This window comes from Croceicoccus hydrothermalis, assembly GCF_022378335.1.
Taxonomy (GTDB): Bacteria; Pseudomonadota; Alphaproteobacteria; order Sphingomonadales; family Sphingomonadaceae; genus Croceicoccus; species Croceicoccus hydrothermalis.
In genome coordinates this window covers 65,885-89,231 of sequence record NZ_JAIQCI010000002.1, presented here as the reverse complement: position 1 = coordinate 89,231, position 23,347 = coordinate 65,885, and the positions used below count along the sequence as shown (strand labels likewise).

The 23,347-nt window shown below is 63.9% G+C and carries 27 protein-coding genes, 1 pseudogene and 1 riboswitch; of the genes and pseudogenes, 10 read left to right on the top strand and 18 right to left on the bottom strand.

Going from position 1 to position 23,347, the window contains the following annotated elements; translation table 11 throughout:
- Positions 1-3 precede the first annotated feature (3 nt).
- From K4G67_RS01385 to thiC, 9 genes are all read right to left on the bottom strand, one after another.
- A complete protein-coding gene (locus K4G67_RS01385; protein ID WP_239804620.1) occupies positions 4-255 on the bottom strand; it encodes an SWIB/MDM2 domain-containing protein in 252 nt (83 codons plus the stop codon).
- 50 nt (positions 256-305) lie between these two features.
- Positions 306-884, bottom strand: coding sequence for a YbhB/YbcL family Raf kinase inhibitor-like protein (locus K4G67_RS01380; protein ID WP_239804619.1), 579 nt, complete (start codon positions 882-884; stop codon positions 306-308).
- Positions 885-1,053: 169 nt separating this feature from the next.
- Entirely contained in the window at positions 1,054-1,260 is a 207-nt protein-coding gene (locus tag K4G67_RS01375) for a cold-shock protein (RefSeq protein ID WP_239804618.1), read from the bottom strand.
- A 211-nt stretch (positions 1,261-1,471) separates the two neighbouring features.
- Positions 1,472-1,678, bottom strand: coding sequence for a hypothetical protein (locus tag K4G67_RS01370; protein WP_239804617.1), 207 nt, complete (start codon positions 1,676-1,678; stop codon positions 1,472-1,474).
- A gap of 89 nt (positions 1,679-1,767) precedes the next feature.
- Complete coding sequence (locus K4G67_RS01365; RefSeq protein WP_239804616.1) at positions 1,768-2,346, bottom strand: fasciclin domain-containing protein; 579 nt, start codon at positions 2,344-2,346, stop codon at positions 1,768-1,770.
- A 154-nt stretch (positions 2,347-2,500) separates the two neighbouring features.
- On the bottom strand, positions 2,501-2,983 hold the full coding sequence (locus K4G67_RS01360) for a COG3650 family protein (protein ID WP_239804615.1): 483 nt from the start codon (positions 2,981-2,983) through the stop codon (positions 2,501-2,503).
- A 62-nt stretch (positions 2,984-3,045) separates the two neighbouring features.
- Entirely contained in the window at positions 3,046-3,390 is a 345-nt protein-coding gene (locus K4G67_RS01355; RefSeq protein WP_202085641.1) for an HPF/RaiA family ribosome-associated protein, read from the bottom strand.
- A gap of 154 nt (positions 3,391-3,544) precedes the next feature.
- Positions 3,545-3,892 carry a hypothetical protein gene (locus tag K4G67_RS01350; RefSeq protein WP_239804614.1) on the bottom strand — a complete coding sequence of 116 codons (348 nt, stop codon included), beginning with the start codon at positions 3,890-3,892 and terminating at the stop codon, positions 3,545-3,547.
- Between the two features lie 7 nt (positions 3,893-3,899).
- On the bottom strand, positions 3,900-5,837 hold the full coding sequence (thiC, locus tag K4G67_RS01345) for a phosphomethylpyrimidine synthase ThiC (protein ID WP_239804613.1): 1,938 nt from the start codon (positions 5,835-5,837) through the stop codon (positions 3,900-3,902).
- A 42-nt stretch (positions 5,838-5,879) separates the two neighbouring features.
- Positions 5,880-5,987: riboswitch (TPP riboswitch) on the bottom strand.
- Between the two features lie 92 nt (positions 5,988-6,079).
- Between thiC and crtY the strand changes: the two genes are divergently transcribed.
- The 7 genes from crtY to K4G67_RS01310 all read left to right on the top strand — a co-directional run bounded on the left by crtY (position 6,080) and on the right by K4G67_RS01310 (position 14,541).
- Positions 6,080-7,282: a lycopene beta-cyclase CrtY gene (gene crtY / locus K4G67_RS01340; protein WP_239804612.1), complete on the top strand. Its 1,203-nt coding sequence runs from the start codon at positions 6,080-6,082 to the stop codon at positions 7,280-7,282.
- Positions 7,279-8,799: a phytoene desaturase gene (locus K4G67_RS01335; protein ID WP_239804611.1), complete on the top strand. Its 1,521-nt coding sequence runs from the start codon at positions 7,279-7,281 to the stop codon at positions 8,797-8,799. Before crtY ends, K4G67_RS01335 begins: the two co-directional genes overlap by 4 nt.
- A 20-nt stretch (positions 8,800-8,819) precedes the next feature.
- Positions 8,820-9,785, top strand: a complete 966-nt coding sequence (locus tag K4G67_RS01330) for a phytoene/squalene synthase family protein (RefSeq protein ID WP_239804610.1) — start codon at positions 8,820-8,822, stop codon at positions 9,783-9,785.
- Entirely contained in the window at positions 9,782-10,345 is a 564-nt protein-coding gene (locus K4G67_RS01325; RefSeq protein WP_239804609.1) for a thermonuclease family protein, read from the top strand. The genes K4G67_RS01330 and K4G67_RS01325 overlap by 4 nt, the downstream gene beginning before the upstream one ends.
- 101 nt (positions 10,346-10,446) lie before the next feature.
- Complete coding sequence (locus K4G67_RS01320) at positions 10,447-11,079, top strand: hypothetical protein (RefSeq protein ID WP_239804608.1); 633 nt, start codon at positions 10,447-10,449, stop codon at positions 11,077-11,079.
- 85 nt (positions 11,080-11,164) lie between these two features.
- On the top strand, positions 11,165-13,996 hold the full coding sequence (locus tag K4G67_RS01315; RefSeq protein ID WP_239804607.1) for an ATP-dependent DNA helicase: 2,832 nt from the start codon (positions 11,165-11,167) through the stop codon (positions 13,994-13,996).
- Positions 13,993-14,541 (top strand): SixA phosphatase family protein, encoded by a 549-nt coding sequence (locus tag K4G67_RS01310; RefSeq protein ID WP_239804606.1) that lies wholly within the window; start codon positions 13,993-13,995, stop codon positions 14,539-14,541. The genes K4G67_RS01315 and K4G67_RS01310 overlap by 4 nt, the downstream gene beginning before the upstream one ends.
- Here the strand turns inward: K4G67_RS01310 and K4G67_RS01305 are convergent.
- The 8 genes and pseudogenes from K4G67_RS01305 to K4G67_RS01270 form a co-directional block, all read right to left on the bottom strand.
- Complete coding sequence (locus K4G67_RS01305) at positions 14,533-14,958, bottom strand: MerR family transcriptional regulator (protein ID WP_239804605.1); 426 nt, start codon at positions 14,956-14,958, stop codon at positions 14,533-14,535. The genes K4G67_RS01310 and K4G67_RS01305 overlap by 9 nt on opposite strands.
- The gene (locus K4G67_RS01300) at positions 14,955-15,251 is read right to left on the bottom strand and encodes an integration host factor subunit alpha (protein ID WP_202085651.1); all 297 of its coding nucleotides are present in this window, start codon (positions 15,249-15,251) and stop codon (positions 14,955-14,957) included. The genes K4G67_RS01305 and K4G67_RS01300 overlap by 4 nt, the downstream gene beginning before the upstream one ends.
- A gap of 86 nt (positions 15,252-15,337) precedes the next feature.
- Positions 15,338-16,326, bottom strand: a pseudogene (locus K4G67_RS01295) (beta-ketoacyl-ACP synthase III).
- A complete protein-coding gene (gene plsX / locus K4G67_RS01290; protein ID WP_239804604.1) occupies positions 16,323-17,405 on the bottom strand; it encodes a phosphate acyltransferase PlsX in 1,083 nt (360 codons plus the stop codon). The pseudogene K4G67_RS01295 and the gene plsX overlap by 4 nt, the downstream one beginning before the upstream one ends.
- 32 nt (positions 17,406-17,437) lie before the next feature.
- Complete coding sequence (rpmF, locus tag K4G67_RS01285; RefSeq protein ID WP_202085655.1) at positions 17,438-17,617, bottom strand: 50S ribosomal protein L32; 180 nt, start codon at positions 17,615-17,617, stop codon at positions 17,438-17,440.
- Between the two features lie 189 nt (positions 17,618-17,806).
- Positions 17,807-18,451 carry an MBL fold metallo-hydrolase gene (locus tag K4G67_RS01280; RefSeq protein WP_239804750.1) on the bottom strand — a complete coding sequence of 215 codons (645 nt, stop codon included), beginning with the start codon at positions 18,449-18,451 and terminating at the stop codon, positions 17,807-17,809.
- Positions 18,452-18,571: 120 nt separating this feature from the next.
- The gene (locus K4G67_RS01275) at positions 18,572-19,042 is read right to left on the bottom strand and encodes a TVP38/TMEM64 family protein (RefSeq protein WP_239804603.1); all 471 of its coding nucleotides are present in this window, start codon (positions 19,040-19,042) and stop codon (positions 18,572-18,574) included.
- 142 nt (positions 19,043-19,184) lie between these two features.
- On the bottom strand, positions 19,185-19,874 hold the full coding sequence (locus tag K4G67_RS01270; protein WP_239804602.1) for a S24 family peptidase: 690 nt from the start codon (positions 19,872-19,874) through the stop codon (positions 19,185-19,187).
- A gap of 113 nt (positions 19,875-19,987) precedes the next feature.
- On the opposite strand from K4G67_RS01270, the gene K4G67_RS01265 reads away from it, so the two are divergent.
- Both K4G67_RS01265 and K4G67_RS01260 read left to right on the top strand, forming a co-directional pair.
- Complete coding sequence (locus K4G67_RS01265; protein WP_239804601.1) at positions 19,988-20,188, top strand: hypothetical protein; 201 nt, start codon at positions 19,988-19,990, stop codon at positions 20,186-20,188.
- Position 20,189: 1 nt separating this feature from the next.
- Positions 20,190-20,558, top strand: coding sequence for a hypothetical protein (locus K4G67_RS01260; RefSeq protein ID WP_239804600.1), 369 nt, complete (start codon positions 20,190-20,192; stop codon positions 20,556-20,558).
- Between the two features lie 16 nt (positions 20,559-20,574).
- On the opposite strand, the gene cysS is transcribed toward K4G67_RS01260, so the two are convergent.
- Positions 20,575-22,050, bottom strand: a complete 1,476-nt coding sequence (cysS, locus tag K4G67_RS01255; RefSeq protein ID WP_239804599.1) for a cysteine--tRNA ligase — start codon at positions 22,048-22,050, stop codon at positions 20,575-20,577.
- A gap of 225 nt (positions 22,051-22,275) precedes the next feature.
- Between cysS and K4G67_RS01250 the strand changes: the two genes are divergently transcribed.
- A complete protein-coding gene (locus tag K4G67_RS01250) occupies positions 22,276-23,220 on the top strand; it encodes a sulfotransferase family protein (protein ID WP_239804598.1) in 945 nt (314 codons plus the stop codon).
- The last annotated feature ends 127 nt before the right edge of the window (positions 23,221-23,347 follow it).

Here is a 23,347-nt window from a genome sequence, read left to right as displayed (position 1 = left end):
CGATCAGCCCAGATGCTTGGAAACCTGCGCGGTCATCTTGAACATCGAGATCTTCTCGTTGCCGATGACCTTGCCGAGCTTCTCGTCAGGCTCGATCATGCGCTTGTCGTCGGCGGCCTGAAGGTCGTGCTTCTTGATGTATTCCCACACCTTGGCGGTCACTTCGCCGCGCGGCAGGGGGCCCTTGCCGACGATCGCTTCTAGATCTTCCGAAACGGCGACGGGCTTGTTGATAGCGTTATTCTTGGCAGCCATGTGTTCATCCTCTCATTCGGGCGCCCGATGGGAACCGCCCTTTGTAAATTTCAGTCGCGGTCGTCGCCGTCCTCGCGCGCGAAGGTTCCGGTCAGGACCGCAGCGGCCAGCACATGCCCTTCCATCTGCCGGACCAGATCCGAACGGCCCGCGCCCGGCGGCAATGCCAGGGGCATGTCGACCGCGTAAAGCTGGAACACGTAATCGTGGCTCCCGTGGCCCGTCGGCGGGTCGGGCAACAGCCATTCGGCCTTCATGTAGGAGTTCTTGCCAACCTTGGGCGGCGTTTCACCTTCGAGCAGCTTGCCCCGCTGCGGCGCGAGCCCCCATACGAGCCAGTGGCAGAACGGTTCGGCCCCCGGCGCATCGGGATCCTCGACGATGAGCACGAGTTCCTGCGTGCTGGGCGGCGGGTCGCTCCATTCCAGCGGGGGCGCGACGGCGTCCTCCTCGTCGGCGGTGAACGACGGGTCCAGCGCGGCGCCATCCTGAAACGCGGGGGATTTCAGCGTGAATCCCTTGGCTCCCAGTACATCCTCGCCGCCGAGACGGGCAATGGTCAGCTTGGCATGGCCGGCGCGCACATTTTTAAGCGCAGAGCCAAGCCAGGCGGGTACTTTTTCAAGCATCGGGTTCGATTCTCCAACAAACAATGCCGCCACGTACGGAAACGCTCGCGACTTTCGAACCCATCAACGGTCTGCAGCCCCGGTCCGTTCCTGTCATTTCGAACGCCCCTTGCATGGGAACGCGAAAAGCATGCCCCCGCCGTCATCCGGCAGGGGCACACGATCGGGATCACGCCTCGGTGAGGTTGACCGCCGCCTTCTTGCCGTTGCGGCCGGTTTCGACTTCGTAATTCAAGCGCTGATCACGCTCCAGCGTGTGCATGCCGGCGGCCTGCACCGCGGAGATGTGGACGAAGCTGTCTTCGCCGCCGTCTTCGGGCTGAATGAAGCCATAACCTTTTTCGGTATTGAAGAACTTGACCGTACCAGTAGGCATAGATGTTTCCTTTCCAGAAACGATAGGTTTCCGCCCCGCAGAATCGCGGGCCGGGTCGTGCGTCATGTCGTCAAGAGAAAGGAAGTTGTCGTCAGAGGCGAGTTTTTGGCCCGACCGGCACCGATATATCCGTCGCAATTGTGACGTCAGCGATTGGATGGGTAGCACGCCCGCGTCCGTTCCGGCAAACGCATTCGGCGAAGCTGCCGCGTCATTCGTCGCAATTGCGCCTGCCGTCCGGTTCCTCGGCGACGCCTTTGAACGGTTCGCCGTCCGATTTCTGTTCCAGGAACTGCCCGGCGGTGTCGCTACCCTCCTCGCGGTCGCGCTTGGTCCAGCGTCCGGTCTGCAGGTTGCGGACCTGCGTGCGGTCGTCGATGGAACCGGTGCGATGTCCCTTGCCCGTATTCGTCGCCATGATCGTATCCCCTCCCTTTCGCATAACGCAAAGGGCGGGCCTGTAATACAGGCCCGCCCACTTGCAAATCATCGTTCGCCTATGCGCGATCAGTTCGGCATCAGGACCGCGTCGATGGCATGGATGGTGCCGTTGGAGGCATCGATGTCGGCCTGCGAAACAGTCGCGGTGTTGCCGCCGGCGTCGGTCAGAATGACATTGCCGCCCTCGGTCGTGGCGGTGAGCGTGGCACCGTTGACGGTGGTCAGCTCGGCCGAACCGCCGCCCTGTTCGATCTGCTGCATCAACGCAGCGGCGGTGACGTCGCCCGATACCACGTGATAGTTCAGGATGCCGGTCAGCTCCTCCTGGCCTTCGGGCGCGGTAAGCTCGGCAAGCGTGCCTTCGGGAAGCGCATCGAACGCTTCATTCGTGGGGGCGAACACGGTGAACGGACCCGGACCCGAAAGCGTATCGCCTAGGTTCGCGGCGGTAACGGCGCTCACCAAAGTCGAGAAATCGGAATTGCCCTGCGCCATCTGGACGATGTTTTCGCCTTCCATGGTCATCGTGTCTTCGGTCGCCATGGTGTCCATCGTGGCGTCTGCTTCGGGTGTTTCGGCCGTGTCGCCACATGCGGACAGAGCCAGCGCAGCAGAAGCCATCAGTGCGGTTGCGATATGTTTCATGGTAAATCCTTTCATGAACTCATTGTCGAATTACGGCCATGTTGGGCCGGGAATTGGTTCAACAACGAAAGGATGCCGCCATTCGTTCCAGAAAAGTGGCGAAACTGGGGCAGAACGCTTTCCACGCTCTGAACCGCAGGACCAGGCCCGTGCATCACTCCGGCCCGGTGAACCCCTCCGCCCCGGTCCAGCCGCAGCCGAGCCGCGTTTCATCGCCCAGTTGCAGCGTCACCGAAAAGGGATAGGTCCGATCCGACATGCCGTCATTGCACGCCCCGGGCGTCGCGGCGAGCGTCAGGCTTTGCCCGTTCAAAACGCCGCTGAACGATATGCCGTTGCGCCCGGCGAACCGGTCCACCGCGATCGCCGTCTCCGACACGCCATCGTCCGCCGGCACGGTATAGGTGAGGACGCCGCCCACAACTTCCCCGTTCCAGAACGGTTCGGTCCCGGTGAAATGCAGCGTATCGTTTTCCGCAATGCCGGAAAACGGGCGATTGTCATTCCTGTCACCCGGGGCGCCATCGGGCGTGTCGCCCCCCGACTGACACCCCGCAAGGGCGATGGCGGCGAGCAGGGGGATGGCGATCCCGGCCCGCACGGGGCGAGGGACGCATGGCGTGGACGTATTCGACATGGCGTGCTTATCGGCGACGCGGGCGCCCCGCGCAACCGTGCCGTGATCGAGGCGGCGCGGGCTCAGAACGTCTTTTCGGGGCGGCGGTCGCGGCTGTGGCGCTCGCTCTTGCCGAAATGACTCTGCAACCGCTGCGCCAACGTGCTGGCCGCCTTGCGCGCGGCATCGTCGACCGTGGCGGCATGGGCGGTCACGCCGATCGGCTTGCCGCCCGCCGGGCGCGCCTCGATCGTGCAGGCCTTGTCGTCCGCGCCGCCCTTGGGGCCGTTTTCGTCGCGCACATGGATTTCGAGCCGGGTCAGGCGATCCTCGAACCGGGCGATCTTCTCGCGCACCTGCGCCTCGATCCGTTCGGCGACGTTTTCGGTGCCCATGACGCTGCTGTCGGAATTGAATTGCACATGCATGACGTGGCTCCTCTCGATTATTTATACCAACCGAGATGGTGTGTTTCGCGCCGTTTGAAAGGATGCGCCGCGCCGATTGCACTGTTTGTCACAATCGGTTTACACGCTCTCGATCATCAAGGCCGGATCGCACATTCGGCGTAGGACCGCGTAATCATGACGCGCCGCCCCCCTCGCCCGCGCCGGCGATACGGCGATGTTCGTCCACGCTGCGGCGCATTTCACGCGCCTGCAATTGCAGCGCCTTGCCCGACAGGCGGATTTCGCGGCTCTGCTGAAAAAAGCCGAGGACCAGCCACAAAAAGGCCAGCGGACTGGACACTCCGCCAAGAAAATCGCCCAGCTCGTTGAGCTTCAGATCCGCCGGGTTCTGCCCCTGCCAGAACAGATAGGCAACCAGCCCGGCGACATAGAGTGCGGACAGCGCGAGCCCGATCATGGGCAGGCGGCGGCGATCCTTGCGGTCTGCCTCCTGCTCCACGATCGGGTTCGTGCTCTCCATCGCGGAATTACTCCGCCGGACCGGTTTCGACCTCGTCTTCCGGCAGATAAAGCCGGTCGCCCTTTTCCTTATAACGGCGGGACATCTCTTCCATCCCTTCCTCGGCGTTTTCGCGCGCCTCTGGCGGGGTTTCGCGGCGGATGTTTTCGGACGCGAGATAGCTGTCGCTGTTCTGCTTGGCTGCGAAATCGCGCACTTCCTGCGTGATCTTCATCGAACAGAACTTCGGCCCGCACATCGAACAGAAATGCGCGGTCTTCGCGCCTTCCGCCGGGAGCGTCTGATCGTGATACTGCTCCGCCGTTTCGGGGTCGAGCGACAGGTTGAACTGATCCCGCCAGCGGAAATCGAAGCGTGCCTTGCTCAATGCATCGTCGCGCACCTTTGCCGCCGGGTGCCCCTTCGCCAGATCGGCGGCATGGGCGGCCAGTTTGTACGTGACGACACCGACCTTCACATCGTCGCGGTCGGGCAGGCCCAGGTGTTCCTTCGGCGTGACATAGCAAAGCATCGCCGTGCCGTACCAGCCGATCTGCGCCGCGCCGATGCCGCTCGTGATATGGTCGTATCCCGGCGCGATGTCGGTGACGAGCGGCCCAAGCGTGTAGAACGGCGCCTCGCCGCACGCCTCGAGCTGCTTTTCCATGTTCTCCTTGATCTTGTGCATGGGCACGTGGCCCGGCCCCTCGATCATGACCTGCACGTCCTGCTCCCACGCGCGCTTGGTCAGTTCGCCAAGGGTGTAAAGCTCGGCGAACTGCGCCTCGTCATTGGCGTCGGCGATGCTGCCGGGGCGCAGACCGTCGCCCAGCGAATAGGCGACGTCATACGCCTTCATGATCTCGGTAATCTCGTCGAACCGTTCATAGAGGAACGATTCCTTGTGATGCGCCAAACACCATTTCGCCATGATCGACCCGCCGCGCGACACGATGCCGGTCACGCGCTTTGCCGTCATCGGCACATAGGGCAGGCGCACGCCCGCATGGATCGTGAAATAATCGACGCCCTGCTCCGCCTGCTCTATCAGCGTGTCGCGGAAAATCTCCCAGGTCAGGTCCTCGGCAATGCCGCCGACCTTTTCCAGCGCCTGGTAAATCGGCACGGTGCCGATGGGCACGGGGCTGTTGCGGATGATCCATTCGCGCGTGTCGTGAATGTTGCGCCCGGTCGAAAGGTCCATGACCGTGTCCGCGCCCCAGCGGATCGACCACACCATCTTGTCCACCTCGTTCGCGACGTCGGACGCGACGGCGGAATTGCCGATGTTGGCGTTGATCTTGACGAGGAAATTGCGCCCGATGGCCATCGGCTCGGATTCGGGGTGGTTGATGTTGCTGGGGATGATGGCGCGGCCGCGGGCAATTTCGTCGCGCACGAATTCGGGCGTCACGTAATCGGGAATGTCCGCGCCCCAGCTATTGCCGTCGCGCACATGATCGCGGACCATCGCGCGCCCCAGATTTTCGCGTTCCGCCACATATTCCATTTCCGGCGTGATGATGCCGCGGCGGGCATAGTGCATCTGGCTGACATTGGCGCCGGACTTTGCACGCAACGGGCGTTTCACGACATTGGGGAACGGGGGCACACCGCCGCTGCGGTCGGGGCCGAGCTGTCCATTATCCTCCGGCTTCACCTCGCGCGCGTCATATTCCTCGACATCGCCTCGGCCCATGATCCATTCACGGCGAAGCTGCGGCAGGCCGCGATTGATGTCGATGTCGGCATCCGGGTCGGTGTAGGGGCCGGAGGTGTCGTAGACGCGCACGGGCGCTTCCTTCGCCGTGGGCTCCAGCCGGATTTCGCGCATGGCGACATGGAGGCCATGTTCCTTCGTCGGTCCGACGTGGATCTTGTGGCTACCGCGAATCGGCCCGGTGGTCACGCCGATGGCGCCGTTCTTGCCGGGCTGGCTTTCCAGGGGGGAGTTGATATCGGCCATATGCGCTTCCTCTTTCCCGGCGGGAAAGCGTGCGGACATTGCCGGGCAAGGACCGCCACTCCCTCCGCCTGTCTTAACAGGTTCAGGTTCGACGGGTCGCGGGGCGCTACGCCCGCCTCTCAGCCCAAGCAGGCTCCCCGGTGGATGGATTTGGTTCTACCCGCTTCGCCGCGCTAGGTAAAGCATTGCTGGGCCGCGCCATCGCGCTTGCGCCCCGGCCTGTCCCGTGTAAGCAGGCGGTGATGGGCCGGACATTCGATATTCTCATCGCGGGCGGCGGGCTTTCGGGCGGGCTGATCGCACTGACCCTGCGCCGGCTCCGCCCCGAATTACAGGTGGGCGTGGTGGAACGGGGGCCCTCGATCGGGGGCAATCACCTGTGGTCTTTTTTCGAAAGCGATATTGCGCCGGACCATCGCGCCATACTCGAACCGTTGATCGCGATGCGGTGGGACGATGGCTATGATGTCGCCTTTCCCGAATATCGCCGCATGTTGCGGACGCCCTATCGCACCATCGCTTCCGAAAATCTCGACACGGCGGTGCGCGATGCGCTTGGCCCCGATGCGGTGGTCACCCGCGCGGACATCGCGTCACTCGACGCCGATGGCGCGACATTGGCAAGCCAGGAGCGTATCGGGGCCAGGGGCGTGATCGACGCGCGCGGGCTGAAGCGCGGCGACCTCGGCGCGCTCAACGGCGGATGGCAGAAATTCGCCGGGCGCATGCTGACGCTGCGTGAACCGCACGGGGTGACGCGTCCGGTAGTGATGGACGCCGATGTGGCGCAGCACGATGGCTACCGGTTCGTCTATCTGCTCCCGTTTTCGGACCGCGAGATTTTCGTCGAGGATACCTATTACAGCGATACGCCCGATCTCGACCGGGATGCATTGACCGCGCGGATCGACGCCTATGCCGCGCGGCGCGGCTGGAGCATCGAGACCATCGCGCGGGAGGAAACCGGCGTCCTGCCGGTGGTGGCCGGCGGCAATTTCGACGCTTTCGTCGGGCGCCGCGCGGGCGATGTGGGCATGGCGGGCGTGCGCGCCGGATTGTTTCAGCCACTCACGAGCTATTCGCTCCCCGATGCGGTGCGTTTTGCGCATCATGTCGCCGCCCTGCCCTCCCTCGACAGCGCGTCGCTCGCCGCAGCGAGCCGGGATTACGCGATGCGGCACTGGCGGCGCGGGCGGTTTCACCGCATGCTGACCGCGATGCTTTTCGACGCGGCGGAACCGGGCGCGCGATACAAGGTTCTGCAAAGGTTCTATACTTTGGACGAAGGTTTGATAGAGCGTTTCTATGCAGGGCGGGGCACGGGGCGCGATGCCCTGCGCATTCTTTCGGGAAAACCGCCCGTGCCGATCCGGCGCGCCCTCGCCACGCTTTCGGGCATGCGCGGCCCTGCCCCCCTTTCGATGCCCACGGAGAACATCCAATGACCATCACTACCACAGCGGACGGCGAAACACCCACGCGCCGCGCGGCGGTGATCGGCGCGGGGTTCGGCGGGCTCGCGCTTGCCATCCGGCTGCAATCGGCGGGGATCGCGACCACGCTGATAGAGGCGCGGGACAAACCGGGCGGCCGAGCCTATTACTGGGAACGCGATGGCTTTACCTTCGATGCCGGGCCGACGGTCATCACCGATCCCGATTGCCTCGCCCAGTTGTGGCGCCTGTCCGATCACGACATGGCCGAGGATATCGAGTTACAGGAAGTGCAGCCGTTCTACCGTCTCCATTGGGAGGATGGCACCACCTTCGATTACACCAACGACATCCCGAAACTCGCCGCAGAGATTTCCAAGCTCAACCCCGCCGATCTCGCCGGGTATGAGGAATTCCTCCAATATTCGGCCGCGGTTTACGAGGAAGGCTATGTAAAGCTCGGCCATGTCCCCTTCCTCAGCTTTGCCAGCATGATGAAGGCCGCGCCCGCCATGGTGAAGAACCAGGCCTGGCGTTCGGTCTATTCCATGGTGTCGAAATATATCAAGAACGAGAAACTGCGCGAGGCACTGTCGTTCCACACGCTGCTCGTCGGCGGCAATCCGATGAGCACGAGCGCGATCTACGCCCTCATCCACAAGCTGGAAAAGGACGGCGGCGTGTGGTGGGCCAAGGGGGGCACGAACCGGCTCATTGCCGCGATGGTGCGGCAGTTTGAACGGATCGGCGGCACGGTGCGGCTGGGCGATGCGGTCGCGTCCATCGACACGGTCGGCAACCGCGCCACCGGCGTCACCACGAACAGCGGCTGGCATGAAAATTTCGATGCGGTGGCCACCAATGGCGATTTGATGCACAGCTATCGCGATCTGCTGTCCGAAAATCGCCGCGGCGCGAAAATGGCGAAGTCGCTGGCGAAGAAGAAATGGTCGCCGAGCCTCTTCGTCGTGCATTTCGGGGTCGAGGGGACATGGCCGGGCATTCCGCATCACATGATCCTGTTCGGCCCGCGCTACGAAGGCTTGCTCGACGATATCTACAAGCATGGCGTGTTGCCGCGCGATTTCTCAATCTATCTCCACCATCCCAGCGTCACCGACCCGTCGATGGCGCCCGAAGGGATGAGCACGTTCTATGCGCTCGTGCCCGTGGCGCATTTGGGGCAATTGCCGGTGGATTGGGTCGCGGTCGGCAAGGAGCTGGAAAAGCGCGTGCTGGACGAGGTGGGCCGCCGGCTCATCCCCGACATCCATTCGCGCATCGTGACGAAGTTCCACTATACGCCGACCGATTTTTCCAACGACCTGTCCGCCCATCTGGGCAGCGCGTTCAGCCTGCAGCCAATCCTCACGCAGAGCGCGTTTTTCCGCGCGCATAATCGCGACGATGAAATCGGCAATCTCTATATCGTGGGGGCCGGCACGCATCCGGGCGCGGGCATTCCCGGCGTCGTCGGCAGCGCCAAGGCGACGGCGCGGCTGATGCTGTCGGATCTCGCGCGGGGCTGAACCGGAATGGCGGGGGACGCATGGTCACGATAGCGCCGCGATCCGAGCTGGTCGCGCATGCCGCCGACACGATCGCGCGCGGCTCGAAAAGCTTTGCCGTCGCCAGCCGCCTGTTCGGGCGGCGGGAGCGGGAGCGCGTGTGGCTGCTCTATGCCTGGTGCCGCGCATGCGACGACCTCGCCGATGCGCAGGACATGGGCGGCGCGCTCGGCGATCAGAGCAATCCGCACGAACGGCTCGCCATCATAAGGCAGCGCACTGCATTGGCGTTGCAGGGGGTGGCGACCGGCGATGCCAGTTTCGACGGGTTCGGCGTGGTGGCGCGCGAATGCGGGATCACCGCGGACGATGCCGATGACGTGATCGCGGGCTTCGCTCTCGACAGCGAGGATTGGCGCCCCCGGACCGAGGCCGACATGATGCAATATTGCTATCACGTCGCGGGCGCGGTGGGGGTGATGATGGCGCTGGTCATGGGAGTGCCGCGTTCGGACGAGGATACGCTCGACCGCGCATGCGACCTCGGCCTCGCGTTTCAGCTTGCGAATATCGTCCGCGATTTGTGGGAGGATGACGCGGCCGGGCGGTGCTATCTCCCCATCGAATGGCTGGTGGAGGCGGATATTCCGCCGGGACAGCATATGAAGCCGCATTACCGCGGCGTGCTGGTCGACATGGTCGCGCATACCTGCGCCATCGGCCGCTGTCACGAGGCGTCGGCCCGGGTGGGCGCCGGGCGCTTGCCGTTCCGGGCGCGCTGGGCGATCCTGTCGGCGACGGGGATTTACGGCGACATCGCGCGCATGGTCGAAAGCGCCGGGCCCGATGCATGGAATGCACGCGCCCACACAGGTGCGTGGAGCAAGGCGGGCTGGATCGCGAAATCGGTCGTTGCGGCGATGCGCCCCCCACCACGCGATTGCGGCGAGGCGGCACAGGGCCGTCTGTGGACCCGGCGCCAATTGGCGGAACGGGCGCGAAAATGATGCGGAACCGGCGCAAATCGAAATATGCGAATCGCAAGCCGGACATCGCTTTCTGGCCCGAAAAGCGGCGGCTGAACTATGGTGCCTGGGCGGTGGTCGCGGCGTCGGCGTTGCTGATCGTGCTCGCGCTATGGCTGCGGTTCGATCCCGGCCTGTTTTCGCCCGCCCGCCCCGAACAGGTCGCATCCCCCGCGCCCGGCCCCGCCGACGATTTGCGGCAGCAATTCGTGATGTGCGACGGTCCGGCCCGCACCAATTGCGTGGTCGATGGCGACACGTTCTGGATGAACGGGGACAAGATCCGGATCGCCGACATCAACACGCCCGAAACCAGCACGCCCGAATGCGATGCGGAGCTGGCCCTTGGCGAGCAGGCGACGCTGCGTTTGCAGGAATTGCTCAACGCCGGACCGTTCAGTCTCGCTCGGATCGATCGCGACACCGACATGTATGGGCGCAAGTTGCGTATCGTGGAACGCGGCGGCACCTCGCTCGGCATGATACTCGTCCAGGAAGGGCTGGCGGAGGAGTGGCAGGGGCACCGTTCGGGCTGGTGCTGAACCCTTTGCGTAGCGCGGCGTTAAGCGCGCGTTCGCTTTCGCCTGTTAATTTAATGCGTGAAAAGCACGGAACGCTTTTCGTTGCTGGCGTTGATAATGGCATGAGCGTTTCTGTCCAACTGCACGAGATCACCGGCGCGAACGACGCCGAGGAAGCTTTCATCCGCGAATCGGTCCGGCTCCTGCGCGAAGCGGTGTCGATGCCCGGCTTCGGCGCCAGCGTGCGAAAGGCCGATTACGGCGATACGCAGTGGAAGGGCGCGCACGGATCGGTCCGCCGCCTCAGCGGAGAGGAAATCTGGCAACGCGTGCAGATCGGGCAGGAAGCCGGCGTGACCGGCGACCATACGCTCAATCTCTCGATCGCGATCGAGGAGCTTCCCGGTCCGGACAGCGACCGCGACGGTCCGCCCGTCATCGGCGCGACCGAGCTTGGCACCCTTCCCATTCGGACCGCGCGCTGGTTTCTTTCGCAATGTGTGATTGCGGGGGACCATGTGAACATGGCCGCGCATCTCATGCATCAATGGATGCATGTGTCGGGCTTCGTCCATGGCGCGGACGGGCATGACAGCCGCGATGCGCCCGCCGTGCTGGGCCGGTTGGTCCGCCGCGCCCTCGAATGGAATTACGGCGACCGGATCGATGCGGAAATTACCGCCATGCTGATCGGCGGGCACACCGGCTGTTCGTGCAAATTGCCAGCCGAAAGGACGCAGACCGCCCCCGCATGATCGCGCACCGCGGCGCCCGCGTGTTTGACGGGTTTCGCATGCGGTGCCGTTCCATTTTGCGCTGACGCCTCCTATGTTGGGGCGAATGTCCGCCCCCCACTCCCCCGATACCACCGGCCTTGCCGATGCTTTGGCCCTGCCCGCCCTGCATGCAAGCCATTCGGGTTGCTGGCTCTCCTCTCGCGAAGGTGAGGTGCGCGGTCTTTCGCGGGGTGAGGCGATCATGGCGGCGGCGGAGACTCCGCTGCTCATGCTGAATGCGCCGTTGGTGGCGAGCCGGCTCGGCTACCCCGAATTGTCGGGTCTGGATTTGCTCGAACTGTTCGCTTTCATTCATCCGGCCCGCTTCATGGTGCCCACCCCGCGCGGTCTTGCCGAGGTGTTGGGCCTTGCCATACCGGAGGACGAGGCGGATGTGCCGCATCTGCTTGCCCATGCGGCGGCTGTGCTTTTCACGCGGGTGGAGGAGGAGGGCTGGACCGAACGGCCCGGTGCGTGGAGCACGTTGCAGTCGCTATCGCGGCTGCGCTGGCCTTGGGCGAGCCTGCTGGCGCCGCATGTCCGCAGGCCCGAACGTGCCGAACCCTGGCTTTTTGCAAAGCTGCCCGAATGGGAGGAACGCCCGCCGCGCCCGCAACCGGCCCATGTCACCATCGCCGAGGATGAGGTGACGGCACGGCTCGATCAGCTCACCGGAGAAGGGTCCGAACGCCGCGAGGGGCAACGCGACTATGCCCGTGCCGCGGCGCGCATCTTCACACCTCGGCCCAAAGTCGGCCAGCCGAACATGCTGCTCGCACAGGCCGGGACGGGCGTCGGCAAGACGCTGGGCTATCTCGCGCCCGCCTCGCTCTGGTCGCAGGCGGCGGGCGGCACCGTGTGGGTGAGCACCTATACCAAGGCGTTGCAACGCCAGCTTCGTCGCGAAAGCCGCCGCGCATGGCCCGATGTCGACGCGGGCGAGGCGCGCGAAACCCCCGCCGTCGTCGTGCGCAAGGGACGGGAAAACTACCTTTGCCTGCTCAATCTCGAAGATGCGTTACAGGGCGGCTTCGCAGGCCGCCCCGGCATTTTCGCACAGCTCGTCGCGCGCTGGGCCGCGTTTAGCGAGGACGGCGACATGGTTGGCGGCGATTTGCCCGGATGGTTGCCGACCCTGTTCCGGCGGCGGGGCATGGCGGCGCTGACCGACCGGCGCGGCGAATGCGTCTATGCCGGATGCCCGCATTACCGCAAATGCTTCATCGAACGCGCTGCCCGCCAATCCGCGCATGCCGATCTGGTCATCGCGAATCATGCGCTTGTCATGGTTCACGCCGCACGCGGGTCGGGCAATGGCGACGAACGCGAGGGGCAGCAGCGCCCCGCCCGCATCGTGTTTGACGAGGGGCACCATCTGTTCGATGCCGCCGATTCGACCTTTGCCGCCGCCCTTTCGGGGAGTGAAGCGATCGAGATGCGCCGCTGGGTCATCGGACCGGAGGGCAAGTCGAAGGGGCGCCGCCGCGGGCTCGCCGCCCGTCTGTCGGATGTCGCCAGCTATGACGAAGCGGGCGACGCGGCGATCGCCGCCGCGCGGGAGGCGGCCGACCTGCTGCCCGCCGATGGCTGGCTTTCGCGGATTGCGGAGGGCGAACCGTGGGGCCCTGTGGAACGCCTGCTCGGCGCGGTTCGCACGCTGACCTTTGCCCGCGATGCCAGCGCGCAGGACGCAGGCTATGGCATCGAAACCGAAGTGACCGACCTCGACGCAGCGTTCATCGGCGCGGCGAATGATGCGAAGGATGCGCTGACCCGCCTGCGGCAACCGTTGATGGCGCTGTCCGCGCGGCTGGAGGCGATCCTGGCCGACCCGCCCGACTGGCTCGACGGTCAGGGGCGGCAGCGTATCGATGGCGCGCGCCATTCGCTGCGCTGGCGGATCGACACGCTGATCGCCTGGGAGGCGATGTGTGCGCGGATGGGTGGCCCGGCGGACCCGGACTTCGTCGATTGGTGCGCGGTCGAGCGGGCCGAGGCGCGCGAGTTCGACATCGCCATCCACCGCCGCTGGCTCGACCCCATGCGCCCCTTTGCCCGTACCGTGCTGGAACCCGCGCATGGCGTGATGCAGACCAGCGCCACCCTGTGCGACCGGCAGGAGGACGGGCCCGACTGGCCCCGCGCCCTCCAACGGTCGGGCGCGGTGCAGCTGGGCGTGACGGCAGCGTTGAGTGAGGCCGCAAGCCCGTTCGATTATGCGCGGCAGGCGCAGGTCATCATTGTGACCGACGTGAAAAAGGGCGACATTGCCGGCCTCGCGGCAGCCTACGGCCGGTTGATCGAACAATCGCAAGGCGGCGTGCTGGGCCTGTTTACCGCGATCCGCCGGTTGCGCGCCGTGCATGCGCGCATCGCCGACCGGCTCGCGCGCGGCGGATTGCCCTTGTTTGCGCAACATATCGACCCGATCGACACAGGAACGCTGGTGGATATTTTCCGCGACGATCCCAGGGCCAGCCTGCTGGGCACCGACGCGCTGCGTGACGGGGTGGACGTGCCGGGCGAATCGCTGCGCCTGGTGGTGATGGAACAGGTGCCTTGGCCCAAACCGTCGATCCTGCACCGCGCGCGTCGGGCGGCTCAGATCGTTCCCGGCGCGAAGGGCAGCGAGAAAGGCGGCAAGCAGGCCTATGACGATGCAATCGTGCGCGGACGGTTGGCTCAGGCGTTCGGGCGGCTCATCCGCAGCCGTACTGATTCGGGTGCATTCGTCGTGCTGTCACCGGCGTTCCCGTCGCGCCTGCTTTCCGCCTTTCCCGAAGGCACGCCGGTTTCGCGCGTCACTCTGGACGAAGCTTTAAAAATGTTAGACAGCCGTGTTTCGGGCAGCGACATTTCCGGTCACGATCCGGGTGTAGAGGAAGAAGCGGTTTGAAGATCATCGGTCTGTTGCGGCATGCCAAATCCGAAGACCATCAGCCAAGCGGTCGGGATTTCGATCGCGGGCTTAATGCAAAGGGCCGCCGTGCCGCGACCGCGATGGGGGCGCATATCGGCACGCGGGGCCCGTCCTTCGACCGCATCCTCGCCTCCCCGGCGCAGCGGGTGCGCGAAACGCTCACTCTCGCGCTCGACGCGATGGGGCGGCGCGCGCCGGTCGATCGGGCGGAGGATCGCCGCCTCTATCTCGCCACGTCGGAGGTCATTGCCGAGGTTGTCGTCGAAATGGGCGGGGCGTGCGATTCGCTGTTGATCGTCTCGCACAATCCGGGGTTGGAGGATTTCGTGCTCGACCACGTTCCCGACGACGTCGGGAATGCGTTGCGCGATACCGTCGCGGTCAAATATCCCACAGGTGCGTTCGCCGTTCTGGAATTCGACATCGACGATTGGGCCGATTTGCCGGATGCAAAGGGGCGGATCGTCGCACTGACCCGGCCCCGCGATCTCGACCCTGCGCTTGGCCCCGATCTAGACTGACATATCGGCGGGCGCGTTTTCGTCCTGAAGCTGTAGTAATGTCTCGCGAATCGCGCGCAGGCGCATCAGCATTTCCTCGTCGCTCATCATGCGAGGACGCTCTACGCGCGCGGGTTCGGGGTTCACCTCGGCTGCACTCGGCGCCGGCGGTTCCGGTTCGGCCAGCGCCTTTGCCGCACCGCGAATCGTGTAGCCTTCGTGGTTGAGCAGGCGGTCGATCTTCTGCACGACCGCCACATCCTCAGGCCGGTAGTAACGCCGGTTCCCGCTTCGCTTGATGGGCGCAAGGGCGGAGAATTGCGTCTCCCAGTAACGCAGGACATGCGGCTTTATCGATAGTGCGGCCGCAACCTCCCCGATCGTGCGGAAAGCCTGTGGATCCTTTCCATCGTCAAACAGATCGTCACTGGTTTTCATCTTGCGCTTATACGTTCTTTAAGAAGCTGGCTCGCACGAAAGGTCATCACGCGGCGCGGGGTGATCGGAACCTCGACGCCCGTTTTCGGATTGCGTCCGATCCGTTCGCTCTTGTCGCGAAGGAGGAATGTTCCGAACCCGGAAATTTTAACGTTTTCCCCCGAATGCAGCGCATCGCACATCAAACGCAGGATCGCCTCAACCATGTTCAGCGATTCCGCACGGCTAAGTCCCTGCTTGCGGTGTATAATATCGGCAAGATCGGCGCGGGTCAGAGTTCCGGCTGATCGCATCGGCATTTCCTTTGTATAGAAGCGACCCTGAAAGAACCCCTACATTATCATAGGTTACAGATTTGAGGTCAAGCGATGTAGGGAATTTACACCCGCAGCAGGCTCGCCCCCCAGGTAAAGCCGCCCCCCATCGCCTCAAGCATGACCAGATCGCCCGGTTTGATCCGCCCGTCCCGCACCGCCACGTCATAGGCGAGCGGCACGCTTGCCGCCGACGTATTCGCGTGGATGTCGACCGTCTTGATCACCTTTTCGGGCGGAAGCGAAAGCTTCTTCGCCGTCGCGTCGAGGATGCGGGCATTGGCCTGATGCGGCACCACCCAATCCACCTGTTCGCCCGTCATTCCCGCATCGTCCAGCACCTCGCGCAGAACCTGCGCCAGGTTGACGACCGCGTGACGGAACACCTCGCGCCCCTTCATCCGCAACTTGCCGACCGTTCCCGTCGTCGACGGACCGCCGTCGACATAGAGAAGCGAGCCATGTTCGCCATCGGTATGCAGACGCGTGCCGATCACGCCCGGAGCCGTCGCGGCATCGGCGGCATCGACGTCGCGCGCCTCCAGCACGAAGGCACCGGCCCCGTCGCCGAAAAGCACGCAGGTCCCGCGATCGTCCCAATCGAGAATGCGGGAAAATGTTTCGGCGCCGATCACCAGCGCGCGTTTCGCCATCCCGGTCTTCAGCATCGATTCGGCGGTGCCGAGCGCAAAAGAAACCCCGAACACACCGCAGCCACATCGAAGGCGAAGGCATTCTTCGCCCCGATTTCATGCTGCACCCAGCTCGCGGTGGATGGAAAGGTCTGATCCGGCGTGGCGGTGGCCAGCACGATCAGGCCGATGTCGTCCGGCTCCACCCCGGCGGCGGCCATCGCCTTGCGCGCGGCGTCGGCGGCAAGCGTGCCGGTCGTTTCGCCATCGCCCGCGATGTGGCGTTGCCGAATGCCGGTACGCTCCACGATCCATGCGTCGCTGGTATCGACGGTCTCGGCAAGCTCGGCATTGGTGACGCACCGCGTCGGAAGCGCGGACCCGCATCCCAATACCACGGCGCGGCGGATCGTGTCGGTCATCGTATCTCGCTGCCTGCAGAAGGTGCGGTTTCGCCAGCCGATGGCATGCTGCCTTGCAGCGCGGCGCCCTCGGCAAGATCGGCGGTGATGCGTTCGGTCAGGTTTTCCTCCAGCAGACGCGCGGTGACCGCGACCGCATTGGCCACACCCGCCGCATTCGCATTGCCGTGGCTCTTCACCACAATGCCATTCAGGCCCAGGAAAACGGCGCCATTGTGATTGTTCGGATCGAGGTGATGCTTCAGCAATTCCGTCGCCGGCCGGCTGATGAGGAAGCCGAGCTTCGAGCGCAGCGAGCTTTGAAACGCATCTTTCAGAAGGTCGGTGACGAAACGAGCCGCCCCCTCCACCGCTTTCAGCGCGATATTGCCGGAAAAACCATCGGTCACGACGACATCAGCGCTCCCGCGGGCGAGCTTGTCCGCCTCGATGAAGCCATCGAAACTCAGGGCGAGGCTCTTGGACGCCTCGCGCAGCTTCTCCGACGCGCCGCGCAGGGCATCGGTGCCCTTGATTTCCTCGGTCCCGATATTGAGCAGGCGCACGCGCGGTTCGGCAAGGCCGGTGGCGATGCGCGAATAGGCCGCACCCATGATCGCGAACTGCACCAGATTGCGCGCGTCGCATTCCGTATTCGCACCGAGATCGAGCATGACGAGATCGGTATCGCCCAGCGTCGGCAGCAGCGCGGCAAGCGCCGGCCGGTCGATCCCCGGCATGGTCCGCAGCGAAACCTTGGCCATGGCCATCAACGCACCGGTATTGCCGCCCGATACCGCGGCCCCGGCCTCGCCGCTTTTGACCGCGGCGATCGCCATGCCCATGGACGTGCGCCGCGCCCGGCGCAACGCCTGTGTCGGGCGTTCGTCGCCTTCGACCTGTTCCGGCGCGTGGAGGATTTCCGACGCGCCGCGCAGATTGGGATGATGGTCGAGCGCAGACTTGATCTGCGCCTCGTCGCCGACGAGCAGGAACTTGAAACGGTCGTGACGACGGCGGGCCAGTGCCGCGCCTTCGATCATGACACGCACACCCACGTCGCCGCCCATCGCATCGACGGCGATACGCGGCAAGCTCATCGAACTATCTCCCGGTTGCGAGTCGCCAGACGTCAAAGGCCGACGGAAACGATCTCACGCCCGTTGTAATGGCCGCATGCGTCGCACAGATTGTGGGGACGCTTCAACTCGCCGCAATTGCCGCACTCGTGATATGCGGCGGGCTTGAGCGAATCGTGCGCGCGGCGGTTGCCACGGCGATGCGGCGATACTTTTCTTTTGGGGACAGCCATTTCGGCACCTGTGTTAAATCATGAATAAGACAATTGCCGATGCCCTAGGCGAAGCATGACCGGACCACAAGGGGTGTCCCACAGGCGGCCGGCCAGACAATCGCATCGGTTACAGCGAAGGCGCGCGCTATATCGAATTATGCGCAATACGCAAGGGCGTGTCGTCACCGCCCTGTAACATGCACCCCGTCAGCCGGCCATCGCCGCATCGCCAACGAAGGGATTCGTCCGGCGTTCCTGGCCGAACGTACTCACCGGACCATGGCCGGGGATGAAGGTGACATCGTCACCGAGCGGCCATAGCTTGCGCGTAATGGCATCGAGCAGATCCTGATGATTGCCCATCGGGAAATCGGTGCGGCCGATCGATCCCTTGAACAACACATCCCCGACGACGGCGAATTGCGATGGCGCATGGTAGAACACGATATGGCCCGGCGTGTGTCCGGGGCAATGAATGACGTCGAGCGTCAACGCCCCCAACGTGACCGTATCGCCGTCCTGCAACCATCGGTCCGGCTCGAAACAGGTGCCCGCAATCCCGTATTTGGTGCCATCCTCCTTGAGCCGGGAGATCCAGAACCGGTCGGCCTCCTGCGGCCCCTCGATCGGCAGATCCAGCTCCTGCGCCAGAAGCGCAGCCTCTCCGCAATGGTCGACATGGCCATGGGTGACGAGAATTTTTTCGAGCGTCACGCCCGCCTTTGCCACAGACGCCTTCAACCGGTCGAGATCGCCGCCCGGATCGATCAGCGCACCTTTCATCGTCTGCGTGCACCATAGGAGCGAGCAATTCTGCTGCAACGGTGTCACGGGAAGAATGGCGGCCCGCATCGGGGGCTCGGCCTTTGCCCGGGGCGCGGATTGCGGCGTGGCGTCTGTCATGCGCGGAATGTGGCCGCCCCGCCCCGCGAATGCAAGGCAGACGGTCCGCCCCGCCGATCGCAGGGGGGTTCAGATTACCGAACCGGCCGCGGCGGTCATCGCGATGGCGGGAAGGAAGCCGATCATCGTCGCAAAGGCGAAGGACCGGTGGTTCAACGTGCTGAGCGCACTGGCGCCCGTCACCAGGAAATGGGGCGTTCCCGCCACGCGCAGACCGATGATGTAGAGAAGGCCTCGCCTTTCGAACTGCCGCTCGAACCCGTCGAGCCGATCGCCGAGCCGGTCGCGCACGCGCGCCCGCATGCCGTGCCGGGTGACCACGAAAAGGATATGGCTGCCGAGCAATGCGCCCAGTGCGACGATCAGCCCGCCCTGCCATCCGCCAAGGAGCGCGGCCGACGAGAATGCCGCCGGCAGGATCACGCCGGGAACGCAACACGCGACGAGCGCCGTCGTCCCGATGAGGAAAATGATGGCGAGCATGACGGGATCCTGCACGAACCGCGCCCATTCCATCAGTGTTTCCGTCAAGCCGTCCACGATTCGTCCCTCTTCACATGACTATAGCATGAAGGACCGGATGGTTCCCCCGATATCGCCCGTCCGCATCATCGTCGCGCCGAAAGGTTAATAAAGAGGTTACGGCCCGGATTCGTGCAGCCGGATATCGCCAGACCTGCGCTCAAACGCGCCCGCCTTTCCATACCACGCGGCCGATGACCTCGATCTCGTCGAGCGGAACGCCATGTTCGGGAGGATAGGCCGCGTTGTCGGAAATGATCGAGACCCGGCCCGGCGGATTGAACTGCAACCGCTTCACCAGAAGCGTGTCGTCGCGGCGCAGCACGTGGATCCCGTCGCGCAGTCGGGCCAGATCCCTGTTCACAAGAATTTCGTCCCCATCCGAAAGCGCCGTCTCCATCGAATCGCCCGCCACGGTGATCGCGTTCAAGGTGCGGCTCGACAATCCCAGTTCGCGCAGCCAGGCGGCGGAAAAGGACAATTGCCCAACCGGCGATTCCTCGGTCGAAAACGCGCCCGGCCCGGCCGACGCGCCCAGCGGCAGGCGCGGGATCTGCACCCATTTGAACGCGCTGCGCATCGCGGCCGCTGACCCCGCCGGCGAACCGCCGGGCGGCTTGGCGTAGGAATTTTCTTTCCCCTCGCCCCCGCCAAGCTCTTCCTCGCCCACGCCGAAGAACTCCGCGAGGCGGCGGCGGTCGTTTTCCTCCAGCTTTCGCGGGCTTCCCTTGCGTATGAATTGCTGAAGATAACTTGCATTACGCCCGATCAGCCGGGAAAGGGCCGCGAGCGTGGTGCCATTGCTTTCGGCCAGGGCGAGAAGCCGGGCGCGTGTCGGGTCGTCGATCATTTTTCCTATGTAATCGAAAGATTTTTCCTAGACAAGTAGGATTTCTTTTTGGATCAAAAGGATATTCCCAAGGCGAATCACCGTAATCTTGGGGTCGCAGAATGGAGGTTAGGTTGTTGATTCGGGATATCGAGAAATTTCTCCGCCGCACCGGAATGCCGGAAACGAAGTTCGGAAGGCTCGCCGTGCGCGATCCGCGTCTGGTCGTCGATTTGCGCAATGGTCGCGAACCGCGTCGCCGCACGATAATGCGGGTGGAACATTTCATGAACAAATACATCGCCAAGGGTGGGGAGACGCAGCGTGTCGTATGAAATGCCCATCCTGACCAAGGGCTTCGATTTCAAAAGGACCATCGCCATGCGCTCGAAACGCACGCCGGGCGAACGGCTCGCGGCCGCGGTGCTGAACCTTGCCGAGAACGAAGGGCGCATCGTCGTCCATTCGCAGCACCCCTGGGCCAGCATCACCTTCACCGGATCGCGCCACACGATGAGCCTCGCCTTTACCGGCGCGCATGCGGTGGAGGCTGGCGAACGCTTCGTCGTCAATCTGGCCGATCACGAATTCTCGATTCCCCGTCATCTGGTCGCTGATGCGGAGGTCCGCTCGGTCGAGCACGGCCTGCTGCCCGAACCGAGATTATCCGTCGAAATCGAAGTGCTGCTGCTTGACGAGGATTGAGCGCAGCCGACGGCGATCAGCCGGGCTGCCACTCCCAGCCCAGCGGATCGCCGTCCATCACCTCCACGCCGCCGCCGGCGAGTTCGTCGCGGATGGCATCGGAGGTCGCAAAATCCTTTGCCGCCCTGGCGTTCTTGCGCCGAGCCATCGCTGCTTCGACCTCGTTTTCGTCGAGCTGCGCGGATTGCGGACGAATCCGGAAATCCTCCCGCGCGAGCAGGGGCAGGCCCAGTACCGCCATCATCGCGGCGACCAGAGCGGCCTTTTCCTCCGCCGGAACCTTCTTTGCAATGACTGCCTCCTCAAGCACGATCAGCGCAACCGGCGTGTTGAGATCGTCGGCCAGCGCCGCATCGAAGCGCTGGAGGAGCGCCTGCAATTTCCCATTGTCGATGGCGAGATCGGCCATCGCCGCACCCGCCATGGCCGTTTTGCCAGCCGGTCCGATCGCATTGCGCGCGCCCGACAAAAGCCGCTTCACCCGCGTCAGCGCCGCCCGCAACCCGTCCCAGGAAAATTCCAGCTCGCTGCGGTAATGCGCCTGCAGACACATCATGCGATAGGCGAGCGGGTGATACCCCCGGTCGCGCAACAGTTTCAGGCGCAGGAATTCGCCCGAAGACTTGCTCATCTTTCCCGTCCGGTCGACGAGGAAATTGTTGTGCATCCAGACCCTGGCGCCCGAATGCGCCGCTTCGTCCAGTCCGCCGCAGCCGCAGAACGCCTGATTCTGGGCGATTTCATTGGGGTGATGGATTTCGCGGTGGTCGATGCCGCCGGTGTGGATGTCGAAAGGAAACCCGAGCACCTGACCGCTCATCACGCTGCATTCGAGATGCCAGCCCGGCGCGCCCCGGCCCCAAGGCGAATCCCATTCCATCTGCCGTGTTTCGCCGGGCGGGGTCCGGCGCCAGATCGCAAAGTCGGCGGCATTGCGCTTGCCCGCGACCGCATCGATGCGGCCCTCGCCCTCCTCCGTGACGGCGCGGGCCAGCCGCCCGTAATCCGCGACGCTCGCTGTGTCGAAATACAGGCCGCTGTCGATCTCGTAACAATGCCGGTCCGCGATCGATTTCGCGAAGTCGATCATCGCGTCGATGTAATCGGTCGCGACGGTCCATTCGGCCGGTTGCCGGATATTGAGCGCATCGACATCCGCCTTGAACGCATCGGTATAATGGCGCGCGATGTCCCAGATCGACTGCGCCCGCTCGCTCGCCGCCTTTTCCAGCTTGTCCTCACCCGCGTCGGCATCGTCGGTCAGGTGGCCCACATCGGTGATGTTGATGACATGGGTGAGCCTATAGCCGCGCCAGCTCAGCACCCGCCCCAGCGTGTCGGCAAAGACATAGGCCCGCATATTGCCGATATGCGGGTAGTTATAGACCGTCGGACCGCAACTGTAGACGCGGGCCTCGCCGTCATGGACGGGTGCGAAAGGCTCGGGCTTGCGAGTGAGTGAATTGAACAGGGTCAGGGGCGCATGGGTCATGTCCCGTGCCTTACCGGTGCGTCGCCAAGGGTCAAGGCGTGGCGCCGCCGCGTGCATCGAACCATTGTCGCAATGATTCGCAGAACGCCAATCTTTCGCATAATGCAACGGTTATTCGCTCCATGCCATGGCCGCGTGGTTGAATGAACTCGCTGTTTTGCGCCCTTTTGCAATCTGGCACGATCGTTGCGCCGCGTCCGGCCTATCTGAGCGAAAGGACAGAGCGTGACGCAATTTCCCAGTTTCCTCATCGTCGGCGCCGCAAAATCCGGCACGACGGTTTTTCACCAATGGTTGAGCCAGCAAGCCGCAATCTTCACACCCCCGGTCAAGGAACCGCATTTCTTCTGTTTTGAAGGGCGGAATGCAGCGACGATCGGAACCCATGTCGATCCCCACTACGCAGCGGCGATGACATTCGAACAGACCGATTACGAACGCCTCTTCGCCGACGCGCAGGACCACCAGCTTACGGGCGAGGCTTCTCCGGGCTACCTCTACTTTCCCGGCGTCGCGCGCGCCATTCGCAAACGAAATCCCGATGCGAAGATCGTTTTTCTCCTGCGCAACCCGGTGGAGCGGGCATATTCGCAATTCATGCATCACGTGCGGGACGGATACGAACCGCTGCGCGATTTCACCGATGCGCTTTGCGTCGAAGGGGATCGCATCGCGCGCGGCTACTGGTGGGGTTACCATTACCGGGCAGGCGGGATGTATGCGCGCCGGATACGCGAATATCTCGACGTGTTTCCTCGCGAAAACCTGAAGTTCATTTTGTTCGACGATCTTGTCCGGCGTCCCGAAAGCGTGCTTCGCGAAACGCTCGAATTTCTCGGTGTGCCCTATGACTGCCGGCTCGACCTGACGGCGCTGCGCAATTGCGCATCGGGGATGGAACGGGTGCCACGCTATTGCTGGCACGCAAGGATCGCCAGCGAGCATCGCGGTATTGCCCGGATCATGAAACGCGTCGGGCTTTCACCACAAAGCGAACGTTGCACCGTCCCCGCCCCGCCATTCGATCCCGGCCTGCGCCGCATGCTCCTGCACAGCTTCAGGCCCGACATGGAAATGACGGCCGAACTCATCGACCGCGACCTGTCGCATTGGTTGTATGATCGGCGGGATGCGATGCGACCGAATCACCGCGCATTGCAAGCCGCATGAGAGCCCGAGGGAACGGCGGTGGTGGCAGGGCTTGAATCGAACCGGAAAAATAACGCTTTGATATCAATTCTGTTCTTCGGATGAGCGGGAGGCCTCCCCCACACTCTCCCCCACACTTTCGTTCATT

Coding starts and splice junctions, on each gene's coding strand:
- K4G67_RS01365 (WP_239804616.1), bottom strand. CDS start 2,346: ATGAAACATATCGCAACCGCACTGATGGCTTCTGCTGCGCTGGCTCTG.
- cysS (WP_239804599.1), bottom strand. CDS start 22,050: ATGACCCATGCGCCCCTGACCCTGTTCAATTCACTCACTCGCAAGCCC.
- rpmF (WP_202085655.1), bottom strand. CDS start 17,617: ATGGCTGTCCCCAAAAGAAAAGTATCGCCGCATCGCCGTGGCAACCGC.
- K4G67_RS01370 (WP_239804617.1), bottom strand. CDS start 1,678: ATGGCGACGAATACGGGCAAGGGACATCGCACCGGTTCCATCGACGAC.
- K4G67_RS01305 (WP_239804605.1), bottom strand. CDS start 14,958: ATGAAAACCAGTGACGATCTGTTTGACGATGGAAAGGATCCACAGGCT.
- plsX (WP_239804604.1), bottom strand. CDS start 17,405: ATGAGCTTGCCGCGTATCGCCGTCGATGCGATGGGCGGCGACGTGGGT.
- K4G67_RS01260 (WP_239804600.1), top strand. CDS start 20,190: ATGCCCATCCTGACCAAGGGCTTCGATTTCAAAAGGACCATCGCCATG.
- crtY (WP_239804612.1), top strand. CDS start 6,080: ATGGGCCGGACATTCGATATTCTCATCGCGGGCGGCGGGCTTTCGGGC.
- K4G67_RS01375 (WP_239804618.1), bottom strand. CDS start 1,260: ATGCCTACTGGTACGGTCAAGTTCTTCAATACCGAAAAAGGTTATGGC.
- K4G67_RS01355 (WP_202085641.1), bottom strand. CDS start 3,390: ATGCATGTGCAATTCAATTCCGACAGCAGCGTCATGGGCACCGAAAAC.
- K4G67_RS01315 (WP_239804607.1), top strand. CDS start 11,165: ATGTCCGCCCCCCACTCCCCCGATACCACCGGCCTTGCCGATGCTTTG.
- K4G67_RS01325 (WP_239804609.1), top strand. CDS start 9,782: ATGATGCGGAACCGGCGCAAATCGAAATATGCGAATCGCAAGCCGGAC.
- K4G67_RS01320 (WP_239804608.1), top strand. CDS start 10,447: ATGAGCGTTTCTGTCCAACTGCACGAGATCACCGGCGCGAACGACGCC.
- K4G67_RS01280 (WP_239804750.1), bottom strand. CDS start 18,451: ATGCGGGCCGCCATTCTTCCCGTGACACCGTTGCAGCAGAATTGCTCG.
- K4G67_RS01380 (WP_239804619.1), bottom strand. CDS start 884: ATGCTTGAAAAAGTACCCGCCTGGCTTGGCTCTGCGCTTAAAAATGTG.
- K4G67_RS01335 (WP_239804611.1), top strand. CDS start 7,279: ATGACCATCACTACCACAGCGGACGGCGAAACACCCACGCGCCGCGCG.
- K4G67_RS01330 (WP_239804610.1), top strand. CDS start 8,820: ATGGTCACGATAGCGCCGCGATCCGAGCTGGTCGCGCATGCCGCCGAC.
- K4G67_RS01300 (WP_202085651.1), bottom strand. CDS start 15,251: ATGCGATCAGCCGGAACTCTGACCCGCGCCGATCTTGCCGATATTATA.
- K4G67_RS01270 (WP_239804602.1), bottom strand. CDS start 19,874: ATGATCGACGACCCGACACGCGCCCGGCTTCTCGCCCTGGCCGAAAGC.
- K4G67_RS01360 (WP_239804615.1), bottom strand. CDS start 2,983: ATGTCGAATACGTCCACGCCATGCGTCCCTCGCCCCGTGCGGGCCGGG.
- K4G67_RS01385 (WP_239804620.1), bottom strand. CDS start 255: ATGGCTGCCAAGAATAACGCTATCAACAAGCCCGTCGCCGTTTCGGAA.
- thiC (WP_239804613.1), bottom strand. CDS start 5,837: ATGGCCGATATCAACTCCCCCCTGGAAAGCCAGCCCGGCAAGAACGGC.
- K4G67_RS01350 (WP_239804614.1), bottom strand. CDS start 3,892: ATGGAGAGCACGAACCCGATCGTGGAGCAGGAGGCAGACCGCAAGGAT.